This window comes from Arthrobacter zhaoxinii (assembly GCF_024385505.1).
GTDB classification, from domain to species: domain Bacteria; phylum Actinomycetota; class Actinomycetes; order Actinomycetales; family Micrococcaceae; genus Arthrobacter_B; species Arthrobacter_B zhaoxinii.
The window spans coordinates 74,256-97,173 of the sequence record NZ_JANFLT010000005.1 but is presented as its reverse complement, the minus strand read 5'-3'; the positions used below and the strand labels follow the sequence as shown (position 1 = coordinate 97,173).

The window sequence follows — 22,918 nt, the reverse complement described above, 5'->3', positions numbered from 1 at the left end:
GCCACCGTTCCAGCGTAGGCCGAGGGGCAGGCAGGAGGAACCGGCGGCGCTTTCGGGTATAGAAGCGTCCGCCCGCGGCCGGAGCTACGCTGGACTGCCATGGAGTGGTTCAGCGCCGAAGGGTACGAATTCGCCCGCCAGGTCCTGCAGCGGGGCATTGCCGCCGTCTACCTGATCGCGTTCCTCTCCGCCGCCGCCCAGTTCCCGGCGCTGCTGGGCGAGAACGGACTGCTGCCGGCACCGCAGTTCCTGGCCCGGATCAAGGGCCGGGGCATCCCCACCCTCTTCCACTGGCACTACTCCGACCGGTTCCTGCTCGCCGTCGTCTGGACCGGCGCCGTCGGCGCCGCCCTGCTGGTGGCGGGAGTGCCGCAGTCGGGGCCGTGGTGGCTGCCGATGGCGGCCTTCCTGTTTATCTGGGGGCTGTACCTGTCGGTGGTGAACATTGGGCAGACGTTCTACGGGTTCGGCTGGGAATCGCTCCTGCTGGAGGCCGGATTCCTGGCCGCGTTTTTGGGCTCCGACGACGTCGCGGCACCGGTGGCGGTGCTCTGGGCCTTCCGCTGGCTGGTGTTCCGGCTGGAATTCGGGGCCGGCCTGATCAAGCTGCGCGGCGACAGGGTGTGGCGGGACCTCACGGCCCTGTACTACCACCACGAAACCCAGCCGATGCCGAACCCGGCCAGCTGGTTCTTCCACCACCTGCCGCGGCCGCTGCACCGGGTGGAGGTGCTGGGCAACCACTTCGCCCAGCTGGTGGTGCCGTTCTTCCTGTTCTTCCCGCAGCCGGTGGCCTCCATCGCCGCGGCGGTGGTGGTGATGACCCAGTTCTGGCTGGTCCTCTCGGGGAACTTCGCCTGGCTGAACGTGCTGACCATCCTGCTGGCGTGCACGGCGATCAGCGATTCGGCCGTACAGGCGGTGCTTCCTTCGATTCAGTTCGCCGCCCCCGATCCGGAGGCAACCCCGGCGGCGTTCGCCGTCGTCGTCGGCGCCGTGACCCTGGCGGTGCTGTACTGGGCCTGGGCACCCCTGAAGAACCTGGTCCGCCGCGACCAGCTGATGAATGCCAGCTTCAACCGCTGGCACCTGTCCAACGCCTACGGCGCGTTCGGCAGCATCACCCGGCACCGCAACGAGGTGGTCATTGAGGGCACCAACGATCCGCCGGGGCCGGACGCCCGCTGGCTGGAGTACGAGTTTCGGGGCAAACCCGGGGACCCGCGCCGGATGCCGCGCCAGTTCGCGCCCTACCATCTGCGGCTGGACTGGCTGATGTGGTTTCTGGGCCTGGGTGCCTCCGGGGCCTGGTTCCCGGTGCTGCTGCGGAAGCTGCTCGCTGCCGACCGCCGGGCCCTGCGCCTGCTGCGCAGGGATCCGTTCGGCGGCGAGCCGCCCCGCTGGATCCGCGCCCGGGTCTACCGCTACCGCTTTTCCACGCCCGCGGAACTGCGCCGCGAACGGGTCTGGTGGGTACGGGAACCGGCGGGGATCCTCGTGGACCCGGTCGAGGGACCGGGTCCGGGAGGGGGTCCGTCCTAGGCGTTTACCTTGGCGACCACGTTGTGCGTGGCGTGGTCGTACAGGAACGTCAGCGGGCCGCCGGCATGCCGCATTTCAATGTTGCCGCCGTCGCGGTGGGCATCGAACCCGTAGTTCTCATCCCAGGAACCGTTCAGTGCCACCTTGTAGGCGTACGTGCCTTCGGGCAGGTCCAGTGTGAGCTTCCACAGCTCGTCATGGCGGTCGAAGGCGAACTGCGCGCCGGCCGGGTTCCAGTCCTCGGTGCCGAGCGCGGCGCCGAAGTCGCCGGCCAGGGCCACGGACTGCGGCTGCGGGAAGGACGGCTCCGGGATATCGGTCTCCGGGTGTGAGCCGTGCTGCTCCGCCGGAGCGGACGGCACGGCGACGGCGTCGCGCAGGGCCTCTTCCACTACTTCCTCAGCCGGAGAGACTGCTTCGGGTGCCGGCTTGCCGTTAAGGGCGGCGGACAGATGCGCCGGCTCCGGGAAGTCCTTCAATGCCTGGCGGCCCTCGTTGGTGATGCTCCAGCCGGCGCGGGCTTCCTTGAGGATCCAGCCGGCCTTGACGAGCTTGGTGGTGGCATTCACCAGGGCACGCTCGCCGCGGGTGGTGCCGCTGGCCAGGGTTTCCGCCTCGCGTCCTGCAAGCGGTACACGGTCCAGTGCGGTCCCGAGTACCTTCGCCTTGCTGACCTTGCCGGTAGCCGACGGGTCCTCTGCAGCGAGGATCTCAAGGACCGCCCGCAGCCGCAGCGCAGTGTTTTCAACGGTGTCTGAGCCCAATGGAATTCCTTTGTTACGAATGAAAAAGCGGCTTCGAATAAGCCCGCTGACCGCCATCAACACTATCGCCGGGAACCCCGGGGACGAAGCACCTCGGGCCTAGTGTTGCGTAACTCTCGCCCGCAGCCGGGGAAAGGACCCGTCGACGAGGGGTGCGTAGCCGGCATAGGCGGCCAGGACGGCGTCCTGCACCTGGGCCAGATCCACCTCCGGGGCGAGGTCCCGGGCGGCGCCGGCAGTGCCGGGCTCCCAGTCCAGCCCGAGTTCGGCGTAGCAGTCGGTGAGGACCTCCCGCAGCGGTGCGGCGTTGTCCACCACCAGCACCGAGGAAAACAGCCAGCCGCCGGCGACCACCCGCTGGGCGGTGCCCACCAGTTTGATCCGCTCCCCGCCGGGGGCCTGACCGTACACGGTGAACTCCCCGGGGCAGTATTCCCCCGGGATTTCGCCTACCCCGGCGGTCAGCCCGGCTTTGCGGAACGCAGCTGCCAGCAACTCGCCGAAGTCGGCGAACCGGCGTCGGGAACCTGCGAGCGCATCGGCGTCGGGCTCCACATGGTCCAGGATCAGGCAGCCGCCGTGGTAGGCGGCGGCCCGTCCGCCGGCCTTGCGGACCAGCGGCTCGAAACCGTGCCGCCGGCAGGCAGCCTGCGCTGCGGCGAAGCCGGGCAGCTTCGCGTCGCGCTGTCCCAGCGCCATGGTGGGGCGGGGGCGGTAGATCCGCAGGGCGGGGCCGAGCTCGCCGCGGCGGACGGAGTCAAGCATGGCGAGCGCGAAGTCCAGGTCCGCGGCGGCGCCGAGGGAGTCCTTCTGCCGGAACACCTCCAGGGCCGCGGGCACGGGCTACGCTCCGCCGAGCGGGCGGACGGTCAGGATCTGCTCGCTGCGCCCGAACGGTCCGTGGATGTCATGCAGGACCGTGGAGGTCAGGCCGATGCCGTCCCTGCCGAAGGTGACCCGGGTATCCAGGCCCAGCCACTCGCCGCGGGGATCCCGGTGCAGATGCAGCTGCAGGTCCACGTTGGGGAAAATGTAGCTGTCCCCTCCCGGCGGGACGCGGGTGGAGATGCCGTTGGCGGTGTCGGCCATCCCCACCAGGCGGACCAGGTCCGAGGTGGGCAGGCCTTCCACCATTTCGTGCGGGGTGCGCAGCCAGGCCCGGCCGCGGCCCGGTCGCAGCCCCGGCAGCGCCCGCTTCTCCAGGGACTCGATAAAGGCGCCGGGCCACGCGGTCATACCCTCGTGGCTGCCTGCCTCCGCCGGGCCGGGCATGGAGTCGTCCTCCACTGCGGCCACGTCCGCAGTGGAGCCGCGGGCAATGCGCCAGGCGGTGGCGCGCACGGCGGTGCGGCCCTCGGCCACCATCTCGGCCTGCACCAGTTCGATGGTGCGCCCGGGACGCAGGACGGAAGTCTTCACTTCGAAGGTGGTGCGGGGGATCAACCCGAAAATGTCGTAGCTGATCCGGGCCATGCGCAGTTCGGGCCGCGGACGGAACTGTTCCAGGCAGTGGGCCAGCAGGCCGGAAATCGGTGCCATGTGCTGTTCCTGCGGATTCCAGGCACCCTGGGTGTGGATGGTTGCCTCATAGGCGCCGTTGCCCAGTGAACGGTAATACGATTCAGCCACGTGCCTGCTTCTCCCTGCCGTTCGCGGAAATTGGAGCTTTCAGGCTACCCCAGCGCCGCCGGACGGCTGGCCCCGGAACGTAACGCAGGGCACACTGGCCGGATGGAATATACCCATCTCGGCCGCTCCGGCCTGTCCGTATCCCGCCTGTGCCTTGGCACCATGAATTTCGGCCCGAAAACCGAGGAGGCGGACGCCCACGCCATCATGGACTCCGCCCGCGACGCCGGCATCAACTTTTTCGATACCGCCAATGTGTACGGCTGGGGTGAGCGCAAGGGCTGGACCGAGCAGATCATCGGCCGGTGGTTTGCCAAGGGCGGCGGCCGGCGCGAGGACACCGTCCTGGGCACCAAGCTGTACGGCTCCATGAGCGAGCGGCCCAATGACACGTTCCTCTCCGCCCTGAATATCCGCCGTGCCCTGGACGCCAGCCTGAAGCGGCTGCAGACGGACTACATTGACCTTTACCAGTTCCATCATGTGGACCGGAACACACCCTGGGACGAGATCTGGCAGGCCATGGAAGTGGCCGTGGCGCAGGGAAAGATCATTTACAACGGCAGCAGCAATTTCGCCGGCTGGCATATTGCCCGCGCCCAGGAAAACGCCCGCCGCCGCAACTTCTCCGGACTCGTGAGTGAGCAATCCATCTACAACCTGATCAACCGGTCCGTTGAGCTGGAAGTCCTTCCCGCCGCGCAGCAGTACGGTTTGGGAATCCTGCCGTGGTCTCCGCTGCAGGGCGGCCTGCTGGGCGGGATCCTGCAGAAGGAGGCCGACGACGGCGGGCGGCGTGCCGAGGGCAGGGTGCGGGACCTGCTGGAGAAACACCGGGAGCAGATCCGGCAGTACGAGGACCTGGCGGCGGAGCTGGAGATCCTGCCGGGAGTCCTGGCCCTGGCCTGGCTGCTGCACCAGCCGGCGGTGACCGCGCCGCTGGTCGGTCCGCGCACGCAAGACCAGCTGGACGAGGCACTGCTTGCCCTGGACGTTACCCTCGATGCCGGGACGCTGGCCCGGCTGGACGAGATCTTTCCCGGGCACTCCCCTGCGCCGGAGGACTACGCCTGGTGACCGGAGGGCGGCGGCTTTGGCGCCAGACTGTCAGGCGCTCGCAGGCTCGATCAGCTGCGGCCCGTTGTTGCGTACCGAGTTCACCTCGGTGGAGACCACACGCGGGGTGAGCGTGGGTTCGGGTACGGCGTCGAGCAGCTGCGCGACGTCGGCCCCGCCGCTCAGCTGCGTGTCCAGCCAGTCCGCGTAGAGGTCCGGCGGAATGATCAGCGGAGTGCGGTCATGGATGTGGCCCAGGGCGTCGGTGGCCTTTGTGGTGATGATGGTGACGCTCAGCAGCCATTTGTGTTCGTGGTCCTCCGGCAGTGCCGGGTCCGGCCAGAATTCGTACAGGCCGGCGAACGCCAGCGGATCCTGTTTCCCGGAGTACAGATAGGTGGGGATCTTTCCATCCGCGGACTTTTCCCACTCGTAGTAGCCGTCCGCCGGCACCAGTGCCCGGCGTTTCACCGCCGCCTTGCGGAACGCCGGCTTCTCCAGGAGAGTCTCGCGGCGGGCGTTGATCATCCGGGACCCGATCTTCGGGTCCTTGGCCCAGACCGGCACCAGGCCCCATTTCGCCGTCGCCAGCCGCCGCACTGGCGCTTCGTTGGAGAACCGCTCGGTGACGATCCGCACGTCGTCCGTGGGTGCAACGTTCCAGGACGGCAGCACATCCGGTCCCACCGTCTGTTCGACGGCGAACGCCGAGACCAGGTCCGAGGTCGCCCTTGCCATTACGTAACGTCCGCACATGGCACCCATTGTGCACCATGGACCGGCCCCGGGATGAGAAAGCCAGGTACCCCGGCGCCGCCGGCCCCGGTTACCTTCTTTCGAACATATGTTCTATTTTTAAGAATATGAACCAGGACGCCGCCGAGCGGCTGGCGGCCCGCTATGCTCGGCGGGCCGAGCCGATCAGCCTTACCCCGGAAGAACTGGACTTCGAGCACAATCCGGTCACCACCTCGGTGCCCGGGGTACCGGTCTGGGCCTGGATCCGGTTCCCCGGAGCCGCGGAGCGGGTGAAGGGCGAGGCCTGCAGCTGGTCCTCCCGTGCCGTTCAGGTGCTCTGGGAGGACGCGGGGCTGCGGCGGGCCACCTGGGTGTGGGCGTCCGCGGTGACGCGCCGGACCAACAACTCCCGCAAGGAAACCCTCGGGGACCGCACTGCCCGGGAGGCCGGGTGAGGTCAGTCCGGAAGGCTGCGCACATATTCCAGCGCCTCGCGGGTCAGTTCAGTCCACTGCCGCGCCGTGGCTGCCGGGTCCGCGGCGGCGGGCACCTCGATCCATTCCCGCATGGTGCGCTTACCCATGGTGACCGGCGTAGCGGCGCCGGCAGCGATGAGCTCCCGGGCACGAACCATCGGCAGCTTCACGATCAGGTAGTCACCCGAGCCGAGGAAGGCCACGATCTTGGATCCGGTACGCAGCCCGGGGCTGCGGAACATGGTGCCGACGGTCAGCGGACCGTCCTCCTGCAGCTCGCCGGCGATGGCGTGCAGGAGATCGAGCGCTTCCTGGGACGGCCGCATCTTTCCTCCCGGGTAGTGCCTGCTTCAGTCAGAACTGGCTGAAGTCCGCAGTCGCCGGGTCGGCGCCGAGCCGGCGGCCGCCGTCCAGTCCGTCCAGGACCGCCAGCTCCTCCTCTGTCAGCTCGAGTCCGGCCGCGGCGAGATTCTCCCGCATCCGCTCGGAATTGGCCGACTTGGGAATGACGATCCGGCCCGACCCCAGATGCCAGGCCAGGACCACCTGTGCGGGGGTGGCCCCGTACTTCCCAGCGAGCGCCGCCACTTCAGTTCCGGCCAGCTCAGTCCCCTGCCCCAGCGGGCTGTACGCCTCCACGGCAATGCCGCGGGACATGGTCTCGGCGGCGAGCGCCGCCTGCTGGAACCCGGGGTGCAGCTCGATCTGGTTCACGGCCGGCAGCACCTGGCTCTGCTCATACAGGGCATCCAGATGGTCGATGAGGAAGTTGGAAACTCCGATGGCCCGCATATAGCCGTCGCGGTACAGCGCCTCGAGTTCCTTCCAGGCCTGCACAAACATCCCCTGCGAGGGCACCGGCCAGTGGATCAGGTACAGGTCGACGACGTCGAGGTTCAGCGCTCGCCGACTGTCCAGGAACGCGGCCCGCGCCCTGCCCTGGTCTCCGTTGCGCAGCTTGGTGGTCACGAAGATCTCGGACCGCTCAATGCCCGACGCCGCGATGGCCGCTCCTACGCCGGCCTCGTTGCCGTACGCGGCGGCGGTGTCGATGTGCCGGTAGCCGGCGGCCAGGGCGTCTTCCACCACTTCCTGCGTCCGGCCGGGCGGAACCTGGAAGACACCGAACCCCAGCTGCGGAATGCGCACGGAGTTGCCGAGTGTCAGGTCCGGAACAACGGTGCGGGGACTCTCTGTCATGGCGGTGCCTTTCCTGCGGTGAGGTCATCTAGGCTGGGTGCAGCCGGGAGCCGGGGCACCTCCACCTAAGCCCGGCTCCCGCCCCCAGTCAAGGAACCACCTAAGGAAACCTGCAATGACGCATCCCGCGGCACTTGATCTGCTTTTCATCGGCGGCACCGGCGTGATCAGTTCCGCCGCCGTCGAGCACGCCTGCAGCCTCGGACACCGGGTGACCGTGCTGAACCGCGGTGTATCCGCGCTGCGCCCGGTGCCGGCCGGCGTCGAAGTGCTCTCCGCGGACGTTCGGGATGCCGGCGCTGTGCGCACCGCCCTGGGCGGCCGCACGTTCGACGCCGTGGCGGACTTCCTGTCCTTTACTGCCGAACATGTGGCAGCGGCGGTGGAACTGTACCGCGGCCGGACCGGTCAGTATGTCTTCATCAGTTCGGCCTCGGCCTATCAGAAGCCCCCGGCTCGGCTCCCCGTGCGTGAGTCCACGCCGTTGCGCAACCCGTTCTGGCAGTATTCCCGGGACAAGATCGCCGGCGAGGACGTCCTGGTGCGGGCCTACCGCAGCGAGGGCTTCCCGGGCACGATTGTGCGGCCTTCCCACACCTACGACGCGACAATGGTGCCGCTGACCGGGCACTGGACGGACATCCACCGGCTGCGCGCCGGGTTGCCCGTGGTGGTGCATGGAGACGGCACCTCCCTGTGGACGCTGACCCACAGCCGGGATTTCGCGAAGGCCTTCGTGGGGATCCTGGGGCGGCCCGCCGCCGTCGGCGAGAGCTACACGATCACGTCCGACGAGTTCCTGCCCTGGGATGCCGTGTACCGTTCCCTGGCGGCGGCCGCCGGTGTTCCGGAGCCGCTGCTGGTGCACGTGGCATCGGAGACCATTGCCGCCCATGATCCGGGGCGCGGCCCGGGCCTGCTGGGCGACAAGAGCCATTCGGTCATCTTCGACAACAGCAAGATCAAATCCCTCGTGCCGGACTACCGGGCGGTGATCCCGTTTTCCGAAGGGGCCCGCGAAATCGTCCAGTGGCACGATGCCCATCCTCAGGAACAGGTCCTGGACACGGCCTGGATGGAGCTCAGCGACCGGCTCGCGGACCGGGTCCGGGCGGGGAGCTAGAACGATTCCCTCGGAGTGGGCGGGTTTGACGCTTCTGTTTCCAGCGACTGTTAGAGTGCAGGCAGCAGGTATATCCGGATGATTACGGCGCTCGCCGCCGGAGTTGAAACGCAATCTCGACACCCCGTCCGGATGGCTTCGAAAAAAACGTTAGAGGGAAGCATGTCAGGTAACGGTCCAGGCCAGGGAAACAACCACGGAAACCGGTGGTCCGACGACTGGGACGAGCAATACGCCTCCCCCAAGAAACCCGAAGCTACCGCGCCGGCGGCCGACCGCCAGGCCCAGCACTCCCAGCCGCAGAATCCCCAGGGATACGGGCAGCAGGCACCTCACTATCCCTCACCCGGATACCCGAACCAGCCCGGCGAGGGTTACCCGAACCAGGCCCAGGGGTATCCCGTCCAGGGTTACCCGAACCAGGCCCAGGGCTACGGCCATGCCCAGTTCGGCCATGCGCCGCAGGGCTCCGGTTACCGTCCCCAGAAATCCCGCGTCGCCGCCGGACTGCTTGGAGTATTCCTCGGCGGCTTCGGCGTCCACCGCTTCTACCTGGGCAACAACAACCTGGGCATCGCACAGATTATCGTGACCGTGGTCACGAGCGGCCTGGGAGGTGCCTGGGGATTCGTCGAAGGCCTGATGATTCTCTGCAACGCCAAGGCCTTCCGCGCCGATGCCCACGGGGTTCCGCTCAAGTAAGGGCCACCGGCACGGTGCTAGGCTATGGGTTCGAAAGTATGTTCTAGAACAGTCCCATAGGAGGCCACGGCATGGCGGTGTTCTCAGCAGACCGTTCCCGCCGCCCCGCCCCGCCGTCGGAGTCCGACGCCGCGACCGCCGCAGGGTTTCCGAGTCCGGCCCGGGATTACTTCGACGGCCGGATCGACCTCAACCGGCACCTGATCCGGGACCCCACCTCCACTTACGTGGTGCGGGTGGAAGGCGATTCCATGGCGGGCACCGGCATCTGCAACGGCGATGAACTGATTGTGGACCGCTCGCTCACTCCGCGCGACGGCGCCGTCGTCGTCGCCGTGGTGGACGGGGAACTCACGGTCCGCCGGCTGCTGCTGGCCGGACAGCGCATCGTACTGCGGGCCGAGAGCCCGGGTTATCCGGACATCCTGGTGGCCGAGCCGTCGGAACTGTCGGTCTGGGGCGTTGTGACCCGCTGCCTGCACCATGTCTGACTCGGCTGCCCCCTCCAGCGGCAGCCAGCGGATCGCCCTGGTGGACGTCAACAGCTTCTACGTTTCCTGCGAGCGCGCCTTTGATCCGAAACTCGCCGGAGTGCCGGTGGTGGTGCTGTCCAACAATGACGGCTGCGTGGTGGCGCGCTCGGATGAGGCGAAGGCGCTGGGCATCAAGACCGGCACGCCGTGGTTTAAGCTCGCCGAGTCAGCGCCGCGCGTGGGCCTGATCCAGCGCTCGAGCAACTACGAGCTCTACGGAGACCTCAGTTCCCGCGTGATGGAACTGCTGGGCCGCTACGCGCTGTGGCAGGAGGTGTACTCCATCGATGAGTCCTTCCTCGGACTCGCCGGCACGCCGCGCGAACTGGAGGCACAGGGCGCAACAATCCGCACCGCCGTCGCCACGCACACCGGCCTGCCCGTCTGCGTGGGCATCGGCACCACCAAGACCCTGGCAAAGTTCGCCAACCGGATCGCCAAGCAGAACCGCCATCTGCAGGGCGTCTGCAACCTCGAGACCATGGACCCGGCCGCCGTGGAAGCCATCATGTCCCGAGTTCCGGTCACGGGCCTGTGGGGTGTGGGTTCCCGGCTGGGAACGAAACTCGATGCAATGGGGATCTCCACCGTCGCGGACCTCCGAGCCGCCGATCCCGCACTGATCCGCCGGAAATTCTCGGTCACCCTGCAGCGCACCGTGCTGGAACTCAACGGCACCGCCTGCATCCCGCACGAGGACGAACGGGCGGACCGCAAGCAGCTGATCTTCTCCCGCAGCTTCTCGACGCCGGTCACCAGCGGTGCGGAAATGCGGCAGGTGATGAGCATCTACGCCCAGCAGGCAGCCGCCCGGCTGGAGCGGGAGGGGCAGCAGGCCAGCATCCTCACTGCCTACGCGGGCACCTCGCACTTCAGCGAGCGGGCGGCGTCGTTCCCCTCGGCCACCGTGCGCCTGCCCAGCCCGACGTCGGATCCCGTGGTCCTCAGCCGGGCCGCCGTCGGCGCCCTCGAGTCCCAGGTGGTGGAGGGTGTCCCGTACACCAAGGCCGGGGTGATGCTGAGCGGGCTGGAGTCCGCCGGTGCCCAGCCGCTCTTTGAGGAGTTCGTTTCCGTTCAGGAACGGCGGAACCTGGGCGAGCTGCTGGGGAAGGTCACGGACAAATACGGGGCTGCCAGCATCGGGCTCGGGCTGGCAGGGATGTCGACGGCGACGCCGGAGTGGACCATGTCCCGCAGGTATTCCTCGCCCCGGTACACCACCGAGTGGAGCGAACTGCCGGTGGTCAAGGCCGTTTAGCGGCGGTGTCCCCCTTCGGCCGCCGCGGTTCAGTACCCCGGAGCGGCCGGAAGACCGAGGAACTCCTCCAGCGTCACGCCGGCGTCGTAGACTCCGCCGGCAATATCCGACCCCACATAGCGCAGGTGCCAGGGCTCGTAGGCGTACCCGGTGATCTGTTCCGCCCCGGCCGGATAGCGGATGAGGAAGCCGTACCGGTGGGCGTTCGCCGCGGCCCAGGAACCGGCTGCCGTTCCTTCAAAACAGGTTTCCAGTGCGCACAGGCCGTCCGGATTGCCGATGTCCACGGCCAGCCCGGTTTCATGCTCGCTGTAGCCGGGACGGGCGGAGAGCGAATCGGCTCCCTCTTGGCCGTACCTCTCGGTGTAGGAGGTGTGCAGCTGGGACTGGTCCTCCCGTGACCGGTAGCCGCTGACCGGGGAAATGGAAACGCCCTCGGCTGCGGCAGCACTCACCATGCCGGCATAGGCCGCAGCCGCTTCGGCCCGCAGCAGCAGCCCGCCCGCGTCTACCAGATCCGGCGGCACATAGTCCACCGCGAGGGGGCGCTGCTTGTTGACCACGAGCGTGACGCTGTCCGGCGCCTCGGCTTCGGGCGCAGCCGCCGCGTCGGCCGGCACATCGGAAAGGTTCAGGAACACGGCAAGGGAGACGACCAGGCATAAACACAGCAGGCCGGCCATGGACGCGCATGTCCGCAGGTAGACGTACCGCACTGTTCCGCTACCCCCTCATCCACATGGCACCCTCGTCATTTCGCGCCATCCTCGCACGTGCGGTGCAAAGCGCGCGGCACCGGCGCGCCCGTGCCGCGGCTCCCCGCGGACGGAACGGGCGGTGCGGCCGGTTCGACGGGAACGGTTAGCGTGGAGGCATGAGTTATGCGTACGACGTCGAGATCCTGCACCTGCTCGTCTCGCCCGCACACGCCTATTTTGGGCGTGCCAAGGACGGAGCGGCCGACGTCGCCACCACCGATGCGGATCGCTCCGAGGTGGTGGCCGGCAAGGGAATTGTCGGTGACCGGTTCTTCGGCAAGGCAGCCCACATGGATGCTGCCGTCACGCTGTTCGCCGTCGAGTCATTGGAGGCCATCGCCGCGGAGCTGGGCGCGGACCGGTTCGATCCGCTGCTGCCCCGCCGCAACGTCGTGCTCCGCGGTGCCGAGCTGATCCCGTTGCTGGGGCAGGACTTCGTCCTCGAATCGGCGCACGGCCGGGTTGAGTTCCACGGCGGCAGGCAGGCGCATCCGTGCGCCTGGATGGATCGGGTGCTGGCGCCCGGTGCGCACAAGGCGATGCGCGGCCGGGGCGGGCTGCGCTGCCGGCCGCTGAGCAGCGGAACACTTCACCGCGGACCGGCCGTGCTCCTCAGCCCCGTGCCGTTGGATCCGGCGCGGGCTGCCGTGCCCGCGCTGCTGCGGCCCGGCCGGCTTCCCTAAGGGAGGTGCAGGCGGACCCATGCCGCGGCTCGGATCTGTGCGTCTCCGTTGCCACCGCGGTTTGTGCCATGCGTCGCCTTCGCCTAGCATCGCCCGAGGACGCCGGAAGAGGCGGCACCGGTTCACCTGGTATTACGCTCCTGGGGGGAGAGACCGTGAATATGCGCATATCCGCCGTTCGCTGTGCCGCAGCTTCCGCAGCTCTGGGCGCTGTCGAAGCAGGCAGCGGCTGTTCAACGCATCCGGGCATGACAGAACGGACCACATGAACAGTCCACAGCGGGGTAACCCCTTGAAATGCTCGGTGATCGGTGCGGGGATAATTGCCCTGCTGACCCTGAGTTCCTGTGTCCAGGAAACCCCTGCGGCGGCTGACGGCCCTCCCGCAGCGGTGGTCTTTGACGATCTCATAGGCATGGCTGCTGATGCGGTCAGCGCTACCGGCACATCAGGGTGGACCTATGAGAACGGAACGATCTGGGCTCCTGACGAGCCCGTCATCGCTTTTTCTCCGGAGCCCTGCGGAAGGACCGCTGACGGCACGGAGCAGCGCTTTATGGAGTTTGGACTGATTGGACCTCCGGCACCCGTCGGGCCCGGTGAAGCTAGGGAACAAATGCGGGCCTACCTGCAGGATCATGGATACGAGTTGACCCGGTCCATGGACCCCCCGGCCGGAAACGAACCCAAGAACACCTATATTGTCACCGGGAGACGGGCCGACGGCGCCTTTATCGACTACGGGGCGAACGACGCAGAACAGCTCCTGACCCTGAGAAGCCAGTGCTCGGCCCATCCGTCGCTCCAGGACGAGGTCAGCGCCCAGACCGACTAGGACAGATTCCCAGCAAAGAAGCGGTTAATTACCCAGTGACAGCCCGGTCCCGTTGGTTTAGCCTTCCGGCAGCCCGGCATTCGGGCCCAGTCTCATTCACCGGGGGTTCGTTATGTCCGTTTTCTGGCCGGGAGTTCTCATCGGCTCACTCATCATTGCCGGATGTGCTCTCGGGTATTCCCGGCGGAACTGGCTGGTCAAGGCCACGAACGCGGGGATGGAGGGGTCGTACGGCAAGCGGACCGCCGAAACATTTACCGGGAACCGCGATGCAGCCAAGGCAAACCTCATCATTCCCTTGTTCGGGGGAATGGCACTGGGAGCCGTGATGGTTCTTCTGTCCCTCACCGGTGTCATGGGGAGCGACCCTGCGTCTGAAGGCCCGCCGTTGAATCCGGTGGTTATTGTGCTTGCACTGATTGGTTTCTGTTTCGGCATTCTGGCTTTTATTCACACGGTCACCCGGAGGGGCAGGAAACCGTCCCGCATGCTTACCGCCGGATCAGCAACGCTCGGCATGCTCTTCATCGTGGCCGCCGGGATTGTCTTCTACTTTTCCGCCAACTGACTACCGCGGGGATAGCCCGACGGAAGGCGGGGTCATTCCCAGACCAGCCCGGAACTGCCGTAACGCTGTGGCGGCCGGCTGTACTCAAGCTGCTTCCCGTCAGCCGCATCAGCTCCAGCGCGGTACGCGCCAGCGACAGGTGGGCAGCTCCACTGATGCCCCGGTTCCGGGCACCCATAAGCGCCGCCGCGGCGGCTGCCACCCCGAGCCCCGTGGCATAGTCCAGCGCCTGGACCGGCAGCGCTCCGGGCCGCCACAAGTTCCCGTCACCGCTGCCGTAGAGGGAAGCGATGCCGGTGGCGGCCTGCACGATGCTGTCGAAACCGCGCCGCCCGGCCCACGGCCCGGTATCACCCCAGGCGTCGAAGCTGACGACTCCCAGCCCCGGAAAATCCGCCCGCAGTGCTTCCGGCTCCAGTCCGAAACGGGCCAGGGAGCCGCCCCGGTACCCCAGCAGCACGACGTCGGCCGCCTCGAGGAGCTCGCGGAACCGCCGGTAGGCGGCCGGGTCGGTGAGGTCGGCCACCGCACTGCGCTTCGAGAAGCCGGTGTCAATGTGCTGCTCCACCAGCTCCGGGGTGGCGGGCGGGTCGATCCGCAGCACGTCGGCCCCAAGGGCGCCCAGGATCCGGCTTCCCGACGGACCGGCGATCACCCGCGTCAGGTCCAGAACACGCAGGCCGGCCAGAATCCCGCCGGACCCGCCGCGCAGGGCAGCCGGCACTGTACGGGAAGGCGCTGGTGCCGGTGCTGTGTCCAGCCGGATCCATGGTTCCCCCTGCAGGGCCCTGCCTGCCGGGGAGTTCATCCACTCCGTTGGCGACCGGACCGCGGCTGCCACTCCCCCGTATGTCGTCACCCGGTCCTCCACCTCCATGGCGGTCAACCGAAGCAGTGCGGCGTCTACGCCGTCCGGTGAGGCAACACCCAGGGCCGTGATCAGGGCGCGTTCGTGATGCGGATAGTTGGCGTGCAGCCGGACCCATCCGTCGATGGTGCGGCGGAAACCCGACAGCGGGGCGAACCCGCCGACGGGCTGGCCGTTTACCCGCAGGTGGGTGTAGGAGGCAAAGGACACTGCGGCACCCCGGGAGGTCAGTGCGATGTCCCGGCTCTTGCCTGCGGCGCCGTTCCCGACGGCGAGCGCCGTAGCCAGCGTCTGCAGGGATCCGAGGGCCAGTCCTTCCACATCCAGGGCACCGGTCCACCACCAGCGCGGCCCCGTCCATGGTGCGAGTTCAGCGTTTTCCGGCAGCAGCGGGGACAGGCCCTGCCAGAGTGCGGGAAGCGGATTCGTGTTCCGGTGACGGGCAGCCATAACGGCATTATGCAGTCCGATGCCGGTTCCGGCGGGCCTGCTCGACCGCGACGCGAAGATGTTATGTGCCTACCGTGCTGCCGCCGCGGTGAAACGGGCGGCCAGCTTCACGAAGGCGGCCGCCAGTTCAGGCGGGCCGACCACCTCGAGTCCGGCGTCGAACCGGCCGAACGAGGCCGCCAGCGCGGCCCAGGACCAGGAGCCCGCCTCCAGCCGGCACCGGTCGGATCCAACCGCTTCAACGGTGCCGTCCCCGGCGAACGGAACGACGTCGGCCGCCGGTAAGTGAAGGATTACGGCGCCGCGGCAGGGCCAGTCAGACCCTTCACCCGGTTCCGCTCCCCGGAACCGGGCGGCGAGGAACCCGTGCACGCTGCCGCCGGGCAGGTCCCGCTGCCGGAACCGCGCACCGGCCGGCATCCGCGGCGTGATGCGGTCAGCGCGGAAGATCCGCCAGTCGTTCCGGTCCAGGTCCCAGCCCACCAGGTACCAGCGTCCGCGCGAGGCCACCAGATGGTGCGGCTCCGCGCGGCGCGGCGGCGCGAAACCGGCGTCGCCGTCGCCCGACTGGGCACCCGCATAGTCAAAACGCAGCACCTGCCGGGACCGGACCGCACCGGACAGGGCCAGCAGCAGCTCCGACGGAACGGCTGTGCCAGGGGGACCCGGCAGTGTTGTGAACTGCAGCGCGTCCAGGCGGTGGCGCAGCCGGGAGGGCATGACCTGCCGAACCGTGGCCAGCGCCCGGGCGGCGGCCTCCTCGATCCCCGCTCCCGTCAGGGGTGCGGACTGCAGCGCGACGGCGAGCGCCAGCACCTGGTTCTCATCGAAAAGCAGCGGAGGCAGATCGGCCCCTGCCTCCAGGCGGTAACCTCCGTCCGGGCCTTTCAGCGCGGAGATGTGGTACCCCATCTCCCGCAGCCGGTCGACGTCGCGGCGCACCGTGCGGGGGCTGATCTCCAGCCGTTCCGCCAGCACCTGCCCGGGCCAGTCGCGCGGAGTCTGCAGGAGTGAAAGCAGGGTCAGGAGCCGCGACGTCGTGGTGGTCATAAGACAAAAGATAGGCGGAATAGCGGCCAGAACCTGACCTCTACTGGGAGAAGAGTGGGTGTTACCGGGAAACCGCCCGGACCCTGAAGAAGGAGCTTCCATGTCTGTCACCACCACACCCCACCTGAACTTCCGCGGCGATGCCCGGGATGCCCTGGAGTTCTACCACTCGGTTTTCGGCGGTTCGCTCGTCGTCGTCACTAACGCGGACGCCTACAGCGTGGAGCGCCCGGAGGAGGCCGGCCAGGTCAAGTTCGGGCAGGTCACGGGCGGGAACGGATTCGCCGTGATGGCCTACGACGTCCCCGCCAGCGTGTCCTATGACCAGGGCGAGAAGTCCTCCTTCGTTTCGGTCCGCGGTGATTCGGCGGAGGAGATCGCTGACCTCTGGGGTCGGCTTTCCGCCGGCTCCACCGTGCTGCAGGACCTGGCACCCTCGGCCTTCTCCCCCGCCTACGGAATGGTGCAGGACCGCTTCGGCGTCACGTGGGTGCTTGACGTCGCCGTCGCCTATGACCCCGCCGGCTAACCCCGTGCCCGGTACACGGCGGGCACGCACCGATGTCCGGGACGTGCCCGCCGCGGCGCGGGTCCGGGAGGGCCGGAGACCGGCTAGTCTCGGAGGCATACACCCGGTGGTTTCCCCCGCCGGCACTTTAAGCATAGGAGCGTTATGGCCTCGGACGTATTGGTAGTCATCGGCATGGGCGGCATGGGGCAGGCGGTTATGCGCCGGTCCGGCGCGGGACGGAAGATCCTGCTGGCCGACTTCAACGAGGACCTGCTCGAGAGTGTGCACGCGGCCGCACTGGGCGAAGGCTACGACGTCGTCTCCCAGCAGGTGGACGTCTCCTCGCGGCAGTCGGTGGCCGCGCTGGCCGCAACCGCCCGTGAGCTGGGCGCCGTAACCGGCGTCGTCCACACGGCCGGGCTCTCCCCCGTCCAGGCACCCGTGGAAGCCATCTGGAAGGTGGATCTCTTCGGTGTCGCCGTGGTGCTGGAGGAGTTCGAAAAGGTCATCGCCCCGGGCGGAGCCGGCGTCGTTATTTCCAGCATGTCTGCCTACATGGCCGGCGGACAGATACCCGCCGACGTGCTGGCGAGCCTGGCCACCGTCCCTGCGGACGATCTGCTGCTGATTCCGTTTGTTGCCGGCATCGACCACCCCGGACACGCCTACAGCGTGGCCAAGCGCGCCAACCAGGTCCGCGTCCAGGCCGCCAGCCTGCGCTGGGGTGCCCGCGGGGCACGCGTAAACAGCATCAGCCCCGGCGTCATTTCCACCCCGATGGGCCAGCAGGAACTCTCCGGCGAATCCGGCGCGCAAATGCGAGCCATGATCGAGGCGTCCGGCACCAAGCGTCTCGGCACCGCCTTCGACATCGCCAATGCCACGGCCTTCCTGCTCAGCCAGGATGCCAGCTTCATGACCGGCGCTGACCTGCTGGTCGACGGCGGTGCGGTGGCCGCCGTCGATACCGGCCAGCGCAGCCAGGTCGCCGGCTAGGGAGGAAAAGTTCCGCGCCGCAGGAACGGATGCGGATTCACTGATTGCCGGGGCGCCGGCGGTGTGATCGAATCTGGGACATGTTGTACGCAACCTCCGCAGACGGCACCCGCATCGCCTTCGACCAGGTGGGCCACGGCACCCCGGTAGTCATTGTCGGCGGTGCCTTTTCAACCGCCGACGCCGGCGTCCCGCTGGCCGACGCCCTGAAGGCCGCCGGCTTTCAGGCCGTGACCGTGGACCGCCGTGCCCGCGGGGAAAGCAGCGACACCTCCCCCTACTCGCCGCAGCGGGAGGTGGAGGACCTCACAGCGGTGCTGAACGCCGTCGGCGGCGAGGCGGCGGTCCTCGGACATTCTTCGGGCGCGATGCTGGCGTTGCTGGCCGCGGCCGAAGGAGCGCCGATCAGCCACCTGTTCCTTTCGGAGCCGCCGTTCCTCTTCGGCGAGAGGGAACCTGCTGCGGATCTTCCGGACCGGCTCCAGTCCCTCGTCGACGCCGACAACCCCACCGAGGCCGTCACCACCTTCCAGCGTGAAGGCATCGGCCTGCCGGAACCGATGATCGAACAGATCCGGACCAGTCCGTTCTTCCCGGCGCTCCTTCCGCTGGCCCAGTCCGCCGTCTACGACGCGCGCCTTTCACAGGCCGTATCAACCCCGACGGCGGCGATGGCGGAGGTCTCGGTGCCCGTCACGATCCTGCGCGGAACCACCACGTACCCGGTGATCATGGACGCCACTGAGAAGCTGGCCAAGCGCATGCCCCACGCGGTCCTGGTGACGGTGCCGGAATCCCACGACCACTCCCCCGATCCGTCGGGCACCGTGCGCGAAATCCGCCGCCGCATACCGGTGCAGTAACGGACAACCCGGGTGGGGAACATGCCCTCCTACCTCGCCCTCCTGCGCGGCATCAACGTCGGCGGACGGAACAAGGTCCCCATGCAGCCGCTGAGGGAGCATCTGCAGGACCTCGGGTATCAGCAGGTCTCCACCTATATCGCCAGCGGCAATGTTCTCCTGGCGTCGAATGACGACGCGGCCTCGATCGGCAGCCGGATCGAAGCCGCCCTCACCGAGCATTTCGAACTCGACGACGAACTCGTCAAGGTTCTGGTGCTGGACCGCGCGCAGCTGCAGGCCGTCGTCGAGCACCGGCCCGAGAACTTCGGTGAGCGGCCCGACCTCTACCACTCCGACGCGATCTTCCTCATAGGCATCGATGCCGACACCGCGATGGGCGCGTTCCGCCCGCGCGAAGGCATCGACGCGGTCTGGGCGGGCGAGGGCGTGATCTATTCGCAGCGGCTCAGCGCCGAGCTGACCAAGAGCCGGCTGAGCACCATCGCGGCCTCCCCGCTGTACAAGTCGATGACGATCCGCAGTTGGAAAACCACGCGGAAGCTGTGGGACCTGCTGCCCGGGTGATGCGTAGGTGTTAGGGTCCTGCCATGTCCGAACCCCTGCCGTCCGAAAACACCTTTGACCATCTGCGGAGCCTTGACGGCGAGCACGTGGGGTACATCCATATGACCGACGACGGCGCTTTCATACCGTATGACCTGTTGCACCGCCGCTGCGCTGAGGCCGGAGACCTCGATGCCGCGGAGTCCCTGCTCGACGAGCTGGGGCTTCGGATGTTCATGGAGCAGTGGTGGCTCGACGACGACGGACAGCAGATCCCCGTGCTGATCCAGGAAGTGCACAGGGACCGGGTGCTGGTGGCTCCAACAGCTGAGGGCGCGATTGCCAAGGCAGCCGATATGACCGCTGTCGTCGAGTTGCTGCTGCCCACCGACCGGCTGCATACGCGTTAGCCCTACCGGATTCGTTCGTGCGACGCTGGAGGGATGGATTTAGTGGTGTCGCCCGCGCTCACGATTCCCGCGGCTGAACTCGAGTGGCGGTTCTCCCGTTCGTCCGGCCCTGGGGGCCAGCACGTCAACACCTCGGACAGCCGCGTCGCCCTCTCCTGGAACGTAGCCGGTTCTACGGTGCTGTCGGACCAGCAACGTCTACTGCTACTGCAGCAGCTGAAACGCAGCCTGGTGGCTGGAGTGCTGACTGTGACGGCCTCCGAGCAACGTTCCCAGCTTCGCAATCGGGAAACAGCCCTGGCCAAGCTCGCCGCCCTCGTGGCAGGTGGACTCGCGCCCGGACCTCCCCCGCGCCGCAGGACCAAAGCTACCCGGGGCTCGAACTACCGCCGCCTCGACGCCAAGAAACAACGGGCTGCCACGAAGCGGCAACGGCAACGGCCGCCGGCTGATTAAGTCCGTCAGGGCCGGGGCATCGATGGGGGCTGCCCACGGATGGGCCGACTCCGGGTTAGCTCGGCGTCGATGTTCCGTACTGGGACGGGCCTAGCCGGCGCCGAAGCTGCTCATTTTCGGAAACGCGGCCCCGAAGACCCGTGGCAATCCGGTCCAGGAAGTCATCCACCTCATTCTGCGCATACCCCTCGCGGAACTTTGTCGGCTGGAACCTCTGATTTATTACCTCTTCAGGGCTGAGAATTGAAGCGGTAACGTCCTGCCTAAAAATGTCCGTCTTTTGCAGTTCAAGACGTTCCTTTTCGAGTCGCCGAAGCTCCTGGACAGTGCGGTCCAGGAAGTCATCCACCTCGTCCTGGTCATAGCCCTCCTTGAATTTGGTGGGCTGGAAGCGCTTCGCGACAACCTCTTCAGCTGTTAGAGTTCCGGTTCCGTAGGTGACGGATTCCCCCTTGGATTTGGTTGATTTCGAAGCATTCGGCAATACCAAGGTGAGCAGAACTATTACCGCGACGAAAATCCAAATTTTTCCTGAGCCGTCGCTTTCGCTCGCCCCTTGGGCCATTACCGCTGAAACATACTCAAAAGACATGGAGTTCGACTTTCGTAAGGTCAGTCTGTGTTGCAGCTGAACGGATCAAAATCCTGGCGACAATAACTGTAACCGATTGCTCCTTTCGAAAGCCGCCATTGATTTCGATGTTTCCGGCTATGTCCAGGACCACCCTGCCGCCGGACGGCCGCGGCCCGCGGCGACTGCCTCGCTGGACTTGGACAGGGCCGGGTTCCGGGCCAGCATCCGGCCCAGATTGGAGGAATCGGGTTCGCTGCGCCCAGCGGCGGCTGCGAGATTCCGGATGAGCCGGGCCGCCTGCGCGGTGGTGAAGTGCTTTCCCAGCAGTGCTTTCGTCAGTGGCTGGTCTACCCAGAGGGCATCCAGCACGGTGCCGGCGGTGCGGCGGATGATGGTGTCGTGGTCGAACGGCAGTCCGGAGACCTGCTCCACCGGGGTGACCTTCGCCCTCGTTTCATCGAGCCGGGCGTCCGGCTGCAGGACGGCGGTGTGGACAATCGAGATGGTCGGCCCGCGCGGATCACGGTCCGGATTGTCGTACACGCCGGCCGTGCCGATGTATTCCACCTGCCCCTCCCCTACTCCGGTCTTGGCCGTCAATGCCCGCAGTGCGGCCTCGGCCAGCCGTTCGGAGGGAAGCAGGAGGACACCGGGGAGCGCCTGGACACCGGCAAACGGTTCGTTGGCCCGCTCCGCGGTCACCACGCACAGCCCCCCGTCCCTTCCGATGAAGGGCACGGTATCGATCGAGACGAGGGGCTGCTGCCGATCAATGCTCATGAGGAAATGTTACCGAGCACTGTCCGCACGTCGGCGAAGGACTGGCGGCGGAGGAACTCACCGTTGGCCCACACCGGCTGCAGCAGGGAGGCTTCTTCCTGCTCGGGGGTGGACTTCTCGATGAGGGCCAGCTCGCCGTCGTCGTTCCGGGTCACGGCCAGGCGGCCGGTGGCTGAACGCTTGGACCCGAAGCCCTTGGCCGTGATCGGATCCTTGAAGACGTTGCGCCCTTCGCCGTTGACCTCGATGTAGGTGACCTTGACGGCGGAGGAGAACGTGTCCCGTGTGACGTACTGGTAGGTAAACGACCCGGCGCCCAGCACTACGTTCTCGGCTGCGTAGCCCGCCTTCTCCAAACGGTCGGTGATGTCGGCGGCGCGTTCCGGCGTGATCGAGTCCCCGTACATCACGCGCACGTTGTTCAGGACCTTGTAGCCGGCCTGGTTGCGGACGGAGCCGAACTCCGCGTCGAGGATGGCGACGACGCCGAAGAACGCAGGGTCGTCGGCGATGGCCGGCACCGAGGCAGGGACGACGGCGCCGGGCCGGGTGGAGGTTCCGCAGACAATGTCGGCGGGATCCCCGGAGTCGGGACGGATAACGACGTTGCCGTCGCGGGACGTGATGATGTCCTTGAGCCCCGGCAGGATGTTCTGCAGCACGTGCCACAGATCGTAGCCGTCGGAAACCAGCGAGATGTTGCCGCTGGGATTGACCTCCAGGATGTGGCGGAAGGTCTCGGCTTCTCCGTCCTGGCCGCCGGCGCACATGACCGCATGCTCGCTGGCGGGGATGGAACCGAGGATCTGGCCGTTGTCGGCCCCGAAGGAGGAGTTGTAGTAGCGGCGGATGAAGTCTGCCGAGCCGAGGGAGTCCGATCCCTTGAAGGAGAGCAGGTGGCCGGCGCCGGAGGCGGCAGCCGCCTCGACGCCGGGCATGCCGCGGAAGGAGAAGTCGTGGAGCTGCCAGTCCACGAACGCGGCATCCGTGCCGGTTTTTTCGGCAGCGGCATCGAGGATGCCGCGGTACTTGTCGGCGATGGTCGCTGCGGTGGAGGGCTGCCAGATGGACGCGCTCAACGCCGTCTCGATGTAGTTGACCAGCCAGAAGAACTCCGGTTCGGTGGACTCGACGGTGACGGACGGGACCCGCAGGGGTACCCGGGTTCCTTCGGGAACGGCGCGGAAGATCAGCGGCAGGTAGCCGCGGCGGTGCAGGGCCCGGATGTGGCCGGTGCCTACGGTATTGGGGCCGAGGATGTCATTGAGGCCGGCCTGGTACTCGGCCACGGCCTCGTCTTCGTCGGCGGCGAAGAACGGAGCGAAGGCCTCGATGCAGAACTTCTGCAGGAAGGCCTGCAGTCCGAAGTGCACCACGTGGTCCACGCCCTCGAGGCGGGAGCCGCGGTTGGTGAAGTTGGAGAGGACCTTCGTGGTGCCCTGCGGGTACATGTGGATGTGGCCGAGCTTGTACGCGTCCGTCTGGAAGAGGGCGGCCGTGATGCTGGCAGTGGTCAGTGCGGTGGCGGGTGCTGTGGTGGTCATGGCGG

At 67.4% G+C, this 22,918-nt stretch carries 27 protein-coding genes and 2 pseudogenes; 16 read left to right on the top strand and 13 right to left on the bottom strand.

Annotated elements, in window-relative coordinates:
- Nucleotides 1-99: 99 nt before the first annotated feature.
- On the top strand, nt 100-1,542 hold the full coding sequence (locus tag NNX37_RS07840) for a lipase maturation factor family protein (protein WP_255791807.1): 1,443 nt from the start codon (nt 100-102) through the stop codon (nt 1,540-1,542).
- On the opposite strand, the gene NNX37_RS07835 is transcribed toward NNX37_RS07840, so the two are convergent.
- From NNX37_RS07835 to NNX37_RS07825, 3 genes are all read right to left on the bottom strand, one after another.
- Nucleotides 1,539-2,306 carry a pullulanase X25 domain-containing protein gene (locus NNX37_RS07835; protein ID WP_255791805.1) on the bottom strand — a complete coding sequence of 256 codons (768 nt, stop codon included), beginning with the start codon at nt 2,304-2,306 and terminating at the stop codon, nt 1,539-1,541. The two genes, NNX37_RS07840 and NNX37_RS07835, sit on opposite strands and share 4 nt — an antisense overlap.
- Nucleotides 2,307-2,405: 99 nt before the next feature.
- Nucleotides 2,406-3,146 (bottom strand): lipoate--protein ligase family protein, encoded by a 741-nt coding sequence (locus NNX37_RS07830; protein WP_255791804.1) that lies wholly within the window; start codon nt 3,144-3,146, stop codon nt 2,406-2,408.
- 3 nt (nt 3,147-3,149) lie between these two features.
- Nucleotides 3,150-3,935, bottom strand: coding sequence for a thioesterase family protein (locus tag NNX37_RS07825; RefSeq protein WP_255791803.1), 786 nt, complete (start codon nt 3,933-3,935; stop codon nt 3,150-3,152).
- Nucleotides 3,936-4,037: 102 nt separating this feature from the next.
- Between NNX37_RS07825 and NNX37_RS07820 the strand changes: the two genes are divergently transcribed.
- A complete protein-coding gene (locus tag NNX37_RS07820) occupies nt 4,038-5,012 on the top strand; it encodes an aldo/keto reductase (protein ID WP_255791802.1) in 975 nt (324 codons plus the stop codon).
- A gap of 30 nt (nt 5,013-5,042) precedes the next feature.
- Here the strand turns inward: NNX37_RS07820 and NNX37_RS07815 are convergent, their stop codons facing one another.
- Nucleotides 5,043-5,747 (bottom strand): SOS response-associated peptidase, encoded by a 705-nt coding sequence (locus NNX37_RS07815; RefSeq protein ID WP_255791801.1) that lies wholly within the window; start codon nt 5,745-5,747, stop codon nt 5,043-5,045.
- Between the two features lie 107 nt (nt 5,748-5,854).
- On the opposite strand from NNX37_RS07815, the gene NNX37_RS07810 reads away from it, so the two are divergent.
- Nucleotides 5,855-6,184 carry a hypothetical protein gene (locus NNX37_RS07810; RefSeq protein ID WP_255791799.1) on the top strand — a complete coding sequence of 110 codons (330 nt, stop codon included), beginning with the start codon at nt 5,855-5,857 and terminating at the stop codon, nt 6,182-6,184.
- Nucleotides 6,185-6,186: 2 nt separating this feature from the next.
- On the opposite strand, the gene NNX37_RS07805 is transcribed toward NNX37_RS07810, so the two are convergent.
- Complete coding sequence (locus NNX37_RS07805; protein WP_255791798.1) at nt 6,187-6,531, bottom strand: hypothetical protein; 345 nt, start codon at nt 6,529-6,531, stop codon at nt 6,187-6,189.
- Between the two features lie 28 nt (nt 6,532-6,559).
- Complete coding sequence (locus tag NNX37_RS07800) at nt 6,560-7,405, bottom strand: aldo/keto reductase (protein ID WP_255791797.1); 846 nt, start codon at nt 7,403-7,405, stop codon at nt 6,560-6,562.
- Between the two features lie 115 nt (nt 7,406-7,520).
- On the opposite strand from NNX37_RS07800, the gene NNX37_RS07795 reads away from it, so the two are divergent.
- From NNX37_RS07795 to NNX37_RS07780, 4 genes are all read left to right on the top strand, one after another.
- Nucleotides 7,521-8,528, top strand: coding sequence for an NAD-dependent epimerase/dehydratase family protein (locus NNX37_RS07795; protein ID WP_255791796.1), 1,008 nt, complete (start codon nt 7,521-7,523; stop codon nt 8,526-8,528).
- A 162-nt stretch (nt 8,529-8,690) separates the two neighbouring features.
- Nucleotides 8,691-9,230 carry a TM2 domain-containing protein gene (locus NNX37_RS07790; RefSeq protein ID WP_255791795.1) on the top strand — a complete coding sequence of 180 codons (540 nt, stop codon included), beginning with the start codon at nt 8,691-8,693 and terminating at the stop codon, nt 9,228-9,230.
- 71 nt (nt 9,231-9,301) lie between these two features.
- Nucleotides 9,302-9,721: a LexA family protein gene (locus tag NNX37_RS07785; RefSeq protein WP_255791794.1), complete on the top strand. Its 420-nt coding sequence runs from the start codon at nt 9,302-9,304 to the stop codon at nt 9,719-9,721.
- Nucleotides 9,714-11,021, top strand: coding sequence for a Y-family DNA polymerase (locus NNX37_RS07780; RefSeq protein WP_255791793.1), 1,308 nt, complete (start codon nt 9,714-9,716; stop codon nt 11,019-11,021). The genes NNX37_RS07785 and NNX37_RS07780 overlap by 8 nt, the downstream gene beginning before the upstream one ends.
- A 29-nt stretch (nt 11,022-11,050) precedes the next feature.
- Here the strand turns inward: NNX37_RS07780 and NNX37_RS07775 are convergent, their stop codons facing one another.
- The gene (locus NNX37_RS07775) at nt 11,051-11,737 is read right to left on the bottom strand and encodes a M15 family metallopeptidase (RefSeq protein WP_255791792.1); all 687 of its coding nucleotides are present in this window, start codon (nt 11,735-11,737) and stop codon (nt 11,051-11,053) included.
- Nucleotides 11,738-11,895: 158 nt separating this feature from the next.
- Between NNX37_RS07775 and NNX37_RS07770 the strand changes: the two genes are divergently transcribed.
- From NNX37_RS07770 to NNX37_RS07760, 3 genes are all read left to right on the top strand, one after another.
- A complete protein-coding gene (locus NNX37_RS07770; protein ID WP_255791790.1) occupies nt 11,896-12,462 on the top strand; it encodes an MOSC domain-containing protein in 567 nt (188 codons plus the stop codon).
- Nucleotides 12,463-12,727: 265 nt separating this feature from the next.
- Nucleotides 12,728-13,297 (top strand): hypothetical protein, encoded by a 570-nt coding sequence (locus NNX37_RS07765; RefSeq protein WP_255791788.1) that lies wholly within the window; start codon nt 12,728-12,730, stop codon nt 13,295-13,297.
- Nucleotides 13,298-13,409: 112 nt separating this feature from the next.
- Entirely contained in the window at nt 13,410-13,865 is a 456-nt protein-coding gene (locus NNX37_RS07760; protein WP_255791786.1) for a hypothetical protein, read from the top strand.
- On the opposite strand, the gene NNX37_RS07755 is transcribed toward NNX37_RS07760, so the two are convergent.
- Nucleotides 13,822-15,183 (bottom strand): CoA transferase, encoded by a 1,362-nt coding sequence (locus tag NNX37_RS07755; RefSeq protein WP_255791784.1) that lies wholly within the window; start codon nt 15,181-15,183, stop codon nt 13,822-13,824. The two genes, NNX37_RS07760 and NNX37_RS07755, sit on opposite strands and share 44 nt — an antisense overlap.
- 69 nt (nt 15,184-15,252) lie before the next feature.
- Nucleotides 15,253-16,233 (bottom strand): helix-turn-helix transcriptional regulator, encoded by a 981-nt coding sequence (locus tag NNX37_RS07750; protein WP_255791783.1) that lies wholly within the window; start codon nt 16,231-16,233, stop codon nt 15,253-15,255.
- A gap of 100 nt (nt 16,234-16,333) precedes the next feature.
- Between NNX37_RS07750 and NNX37_RS07745 the strand changes: the two genes are divergently transcribed.
- From NNX37_RS07745 to arfB, 6 genes are all read left to right on the top strand, one after another.
- Nucleotides 16,334-16,762, top strand: a complete 429-nt coding sequence (locus NNX37_RS07745; protein ID WP_255791781.1) for a VOC family protein — start codon at nt 16,334-16,336, stop codon at nt 16,760-16,762.
- A 144-nt stretch (nt 16,763-16,906) separates the two neighbouring features.
- Nucleotides 16,907-17,740 carry an SDR family oxidoreductase gene (locus tag NNX37_RS07740; RefSeq protein WP_255791780.1) on the top strand — a complete coding sequence of 278 codons (834 nt, stop codon included), beginning with the start codon at nt 16,907-16,909 and terminating at the stop codon, nt 17,738-17,740.
- 80 nt (nt 17,741-17,820) lie between these two features.
- Complete coding sequence (locus NNX37_RS07735) at nt 17,821-18,603, top strand: alpha/beta fold hydrolase (protein WP_255791779.1); 783 nt, start codon at nt 17,821-17,823, stop codon at nt 18,601-18,603.
- A gap of 21 nt (nt 18,604-18,624) precedes the next feature.
- Complete coding sequence (locus NNX37_RS07730) at nt 18,625-19,170, top strand: DUF1697 domain-containing protein (RefSeq protein ID WP_255792807.1); 546 nt, start codon at nt 18,625-18,627, stop codon at nt 19,168-19,170.
- 23 nt (nt 19,171-19,193) lie between these two features.
- Complete coding sequence (locus NNX37_RS07725; RefSeq protein WP_255791778.1) at nt 19,194-19,559, top strand: serine/threonine protein phosphatase; 366 nt, start codon at nt 19,194-19,196, stop codon at nt 19,557-19,559.
- A gap of 33 nt (nt 19,560-19,592) precedes the next feature.
- Entirely contained in the window at nt 19,593-20,015 is a 423-nt protein-coding gene (gene arfB, locus NNX37_RS07720; protein WP_255791777.1) for an alternative ribosome rescue aminoacyl-tRNA hydrolase ArfB, read from the top strand.
- 55 nt (nt 20,016-20,070) lie between these two features.
- Here arfB and NNX37_RS07715 read toward each other — a convergent pair.
- The 4 genes and pseudogenes from NNX37_RS07715 to NNX37_RS07700 all read right to left on the bottom strand — a co-directional run.
- Nucleotides 20,071-20,244: pseudogene (locus tag NNX37_RS07715) on the bottom strand (DivIVA domain-containing protein); the annotation flags it as partial.
- Between the two features lie 48 nt (nt 20,245-20,292).
- A pseudogene (locus NNX37_RS07710) lies at nt 20,293-20,499 on the bottom strand (DivIVA domain-containing protein); the annotation flags it as partial.
- Between the two features lie 225 nt (nt 20,500-20,724).
- Nucleotides 20,725-21,369 carry an NUDIX domain-containing protein gene (locus tag NNX37_RS07705; protein ID WP_255791776.1) on the bottom strand — a complete coding sequence of 215 codons (645 nt, stop codon included), beginning with the start codon at nt 21,367-21,369 and terminating at the stop codon, nt 20,725-20,727.
- Nucleotides 21,366-22,913, bottom strand: coding sequence for a nicotinate phosphoribosyltransferase (locus tag NNX37_RS07700; RefSeq protein ID WP_255791775.1), 1,548 nt, complete (start codon nt 22,911-22,913; stop codon nt 21,366-21,368). Before NNX37_RS07700 ends, NNX37_RS07705 begins: the two co-directional genes overlap by 4 nt.
- Nucleotides 22,914-22,918: the final 5 nt, after the last annotated feature.

Coding starts and splice junctions, on each gene's coding strand:
- NNX37_RS07750 (WP_255791783.1), bottom strand. CDS start 16,233: ATGACCACCACGACGTCGCGGCTCCTGACCCTGCTTTCACTCCTGCAG.
- NNX37_RS07800 (WP_255791797.1), bottom strand. CDS start 7,405: ATGACAGAGAGTCCCCGCACCGTTGTTCCGGACCTGACACTCGGCAAC.
- NNX37_RS07840 (WP_255791807.1), top strand. CDS start 100: ATGGAGTGGTTCAGCGCCGAAGGGTACGAATTCGCCCGCCAGGTCCTG.
- NNX37_RS07815 (WP_255791801.1), bottom strand. CDS start 5,747: ATGTGCGGACGTTACGTAATGGCAAGGGCGACCTCGGACCTGGTCTCG.
- NNX37_RS07755 (WP_255791784.1), bottom strand. CDS start 15,183: ATGGCTGCCCGTCACCGGAACACGAATCCGCTTCCCGCACTCTGGCAG.
- NNX37_RS07785 (WP_255791794.1), top strand. CDS start 9,302: ATGGCGGTGTTCTCAGCAGACCGTTCCCGCCGCCCCGCCCCGCCGTCG.
- NNX37_RS07770 (WP_255791790.1), top strand. CDS start 11,896: ATGAGTTATGCGTACGACGTCGAGATCCTGCACCTGCTCGTCTCGCCC.
- arfB (WP_255791777.1), top strand. CDS start 19,593: ATGGATTTAGTGGTGTCGCCCGCGCTCACGATTCCCGCGGCTGAACTC.
- NNX37_RS07735 (WP_255791779.1), top strand. CDS start 17,821: ATGTTGTACGCAACCTCCGCAGACGGCACCCGCATCGCCTTCGACCAG.
- NNX37_RS07745 (WP_255791781.1), top strand. CDS start 16,334: ATGTCTGTCACCACCACACCCCACCTGAACTTCCGCGGCGATGCCCGG.
- NNX37_RS07780 (WP_255791793.1), top strand. CDS start 9,714: ATGTCTGACTCGGCTGCCCCCTCCAGCGGCAGCCAGCGGATCGCCCTG.
- NNX37_RS07795 (WP_255791796.1), top strand. CDS start 7,521: ATGACGCATCCCGCGGCACTTGATCTGCTTTTCATCGGCGGCACCGGC.
- NNX37_RS07820 (WP_255791802.1), top strand. CDS start 4,038: ATGGAATATACCCATCTCGGCCGCTCCGGCCTGTCCGTATCCCGCCTG.
- NNX37_RS07730 (WP_255792807.1), top strand. CDS start 18,625: ATGCCCTCCTACCTCGCCCTCCTGCGCGGCATCAACGTCGGCGGACGG.
- NNX37_RS07760 (WP_255791786.1), top strand. CDS start 13,410: ATGTCCGTTTTCTGGCCGGGAGTTCTCATCGGCTCACTCATCATTGCC.
- NNX37_RS07790 (WP_255791795.1), top strand. CDS start 8,691: ATGTCAGGTAACGGTCCAGGCCAGGGAAACAACCACGGAAACCGGTGG.
- NNX37_RS07725 (WP_255791778.1), top strand. CDS start 19,194: ATGTCCGAACCCCTGCCGTCCGAAAACACCTTTGACCATCTGCGGAGC.
- NNX37_RS07705 (WP_255791776.1), bottom strand. CDS start 21,369: ATGAGCATTGATCGGCAGCAGCCCCTCGTCTCGATCGATACCGTGCCC.
- NNX37_RS07765 (WP_255791788.1), top strand. CDS start 12,728: ATGAACAGTCCACAGCGGGGTAACCCCTTGAAATGCTCGGTGATCGGT.
- NNX37_RS07805 (WP_255791798.1), bottom strand. CDS start 6,531: ATGCGGCCGTCCCAGGAAGCGCTCGATCTCCTGCACGCCATCGCCGGC.
- NNX37_RS07810 (WP_255791799.1), top strand. CDS start 5,855: ATGAACCAGGACGCCGCCGAGCGGCTGGCGGCCCGCTATGCTCGGCGG.
- NNX37_RS07740 (WP_255791780.1), top strand. CDS start 16,907: ATGGCCTCGGACGTATTGGTAGTCATCGGCATGGGCGGCATGGGGCAG.
- NNX37_RS07700 (WP_255791775.1), bottom strand. CDS start 22,913: ATGACCACCACAGCACCCGCCACCGCACTGACCACTGCCAGCATCACG.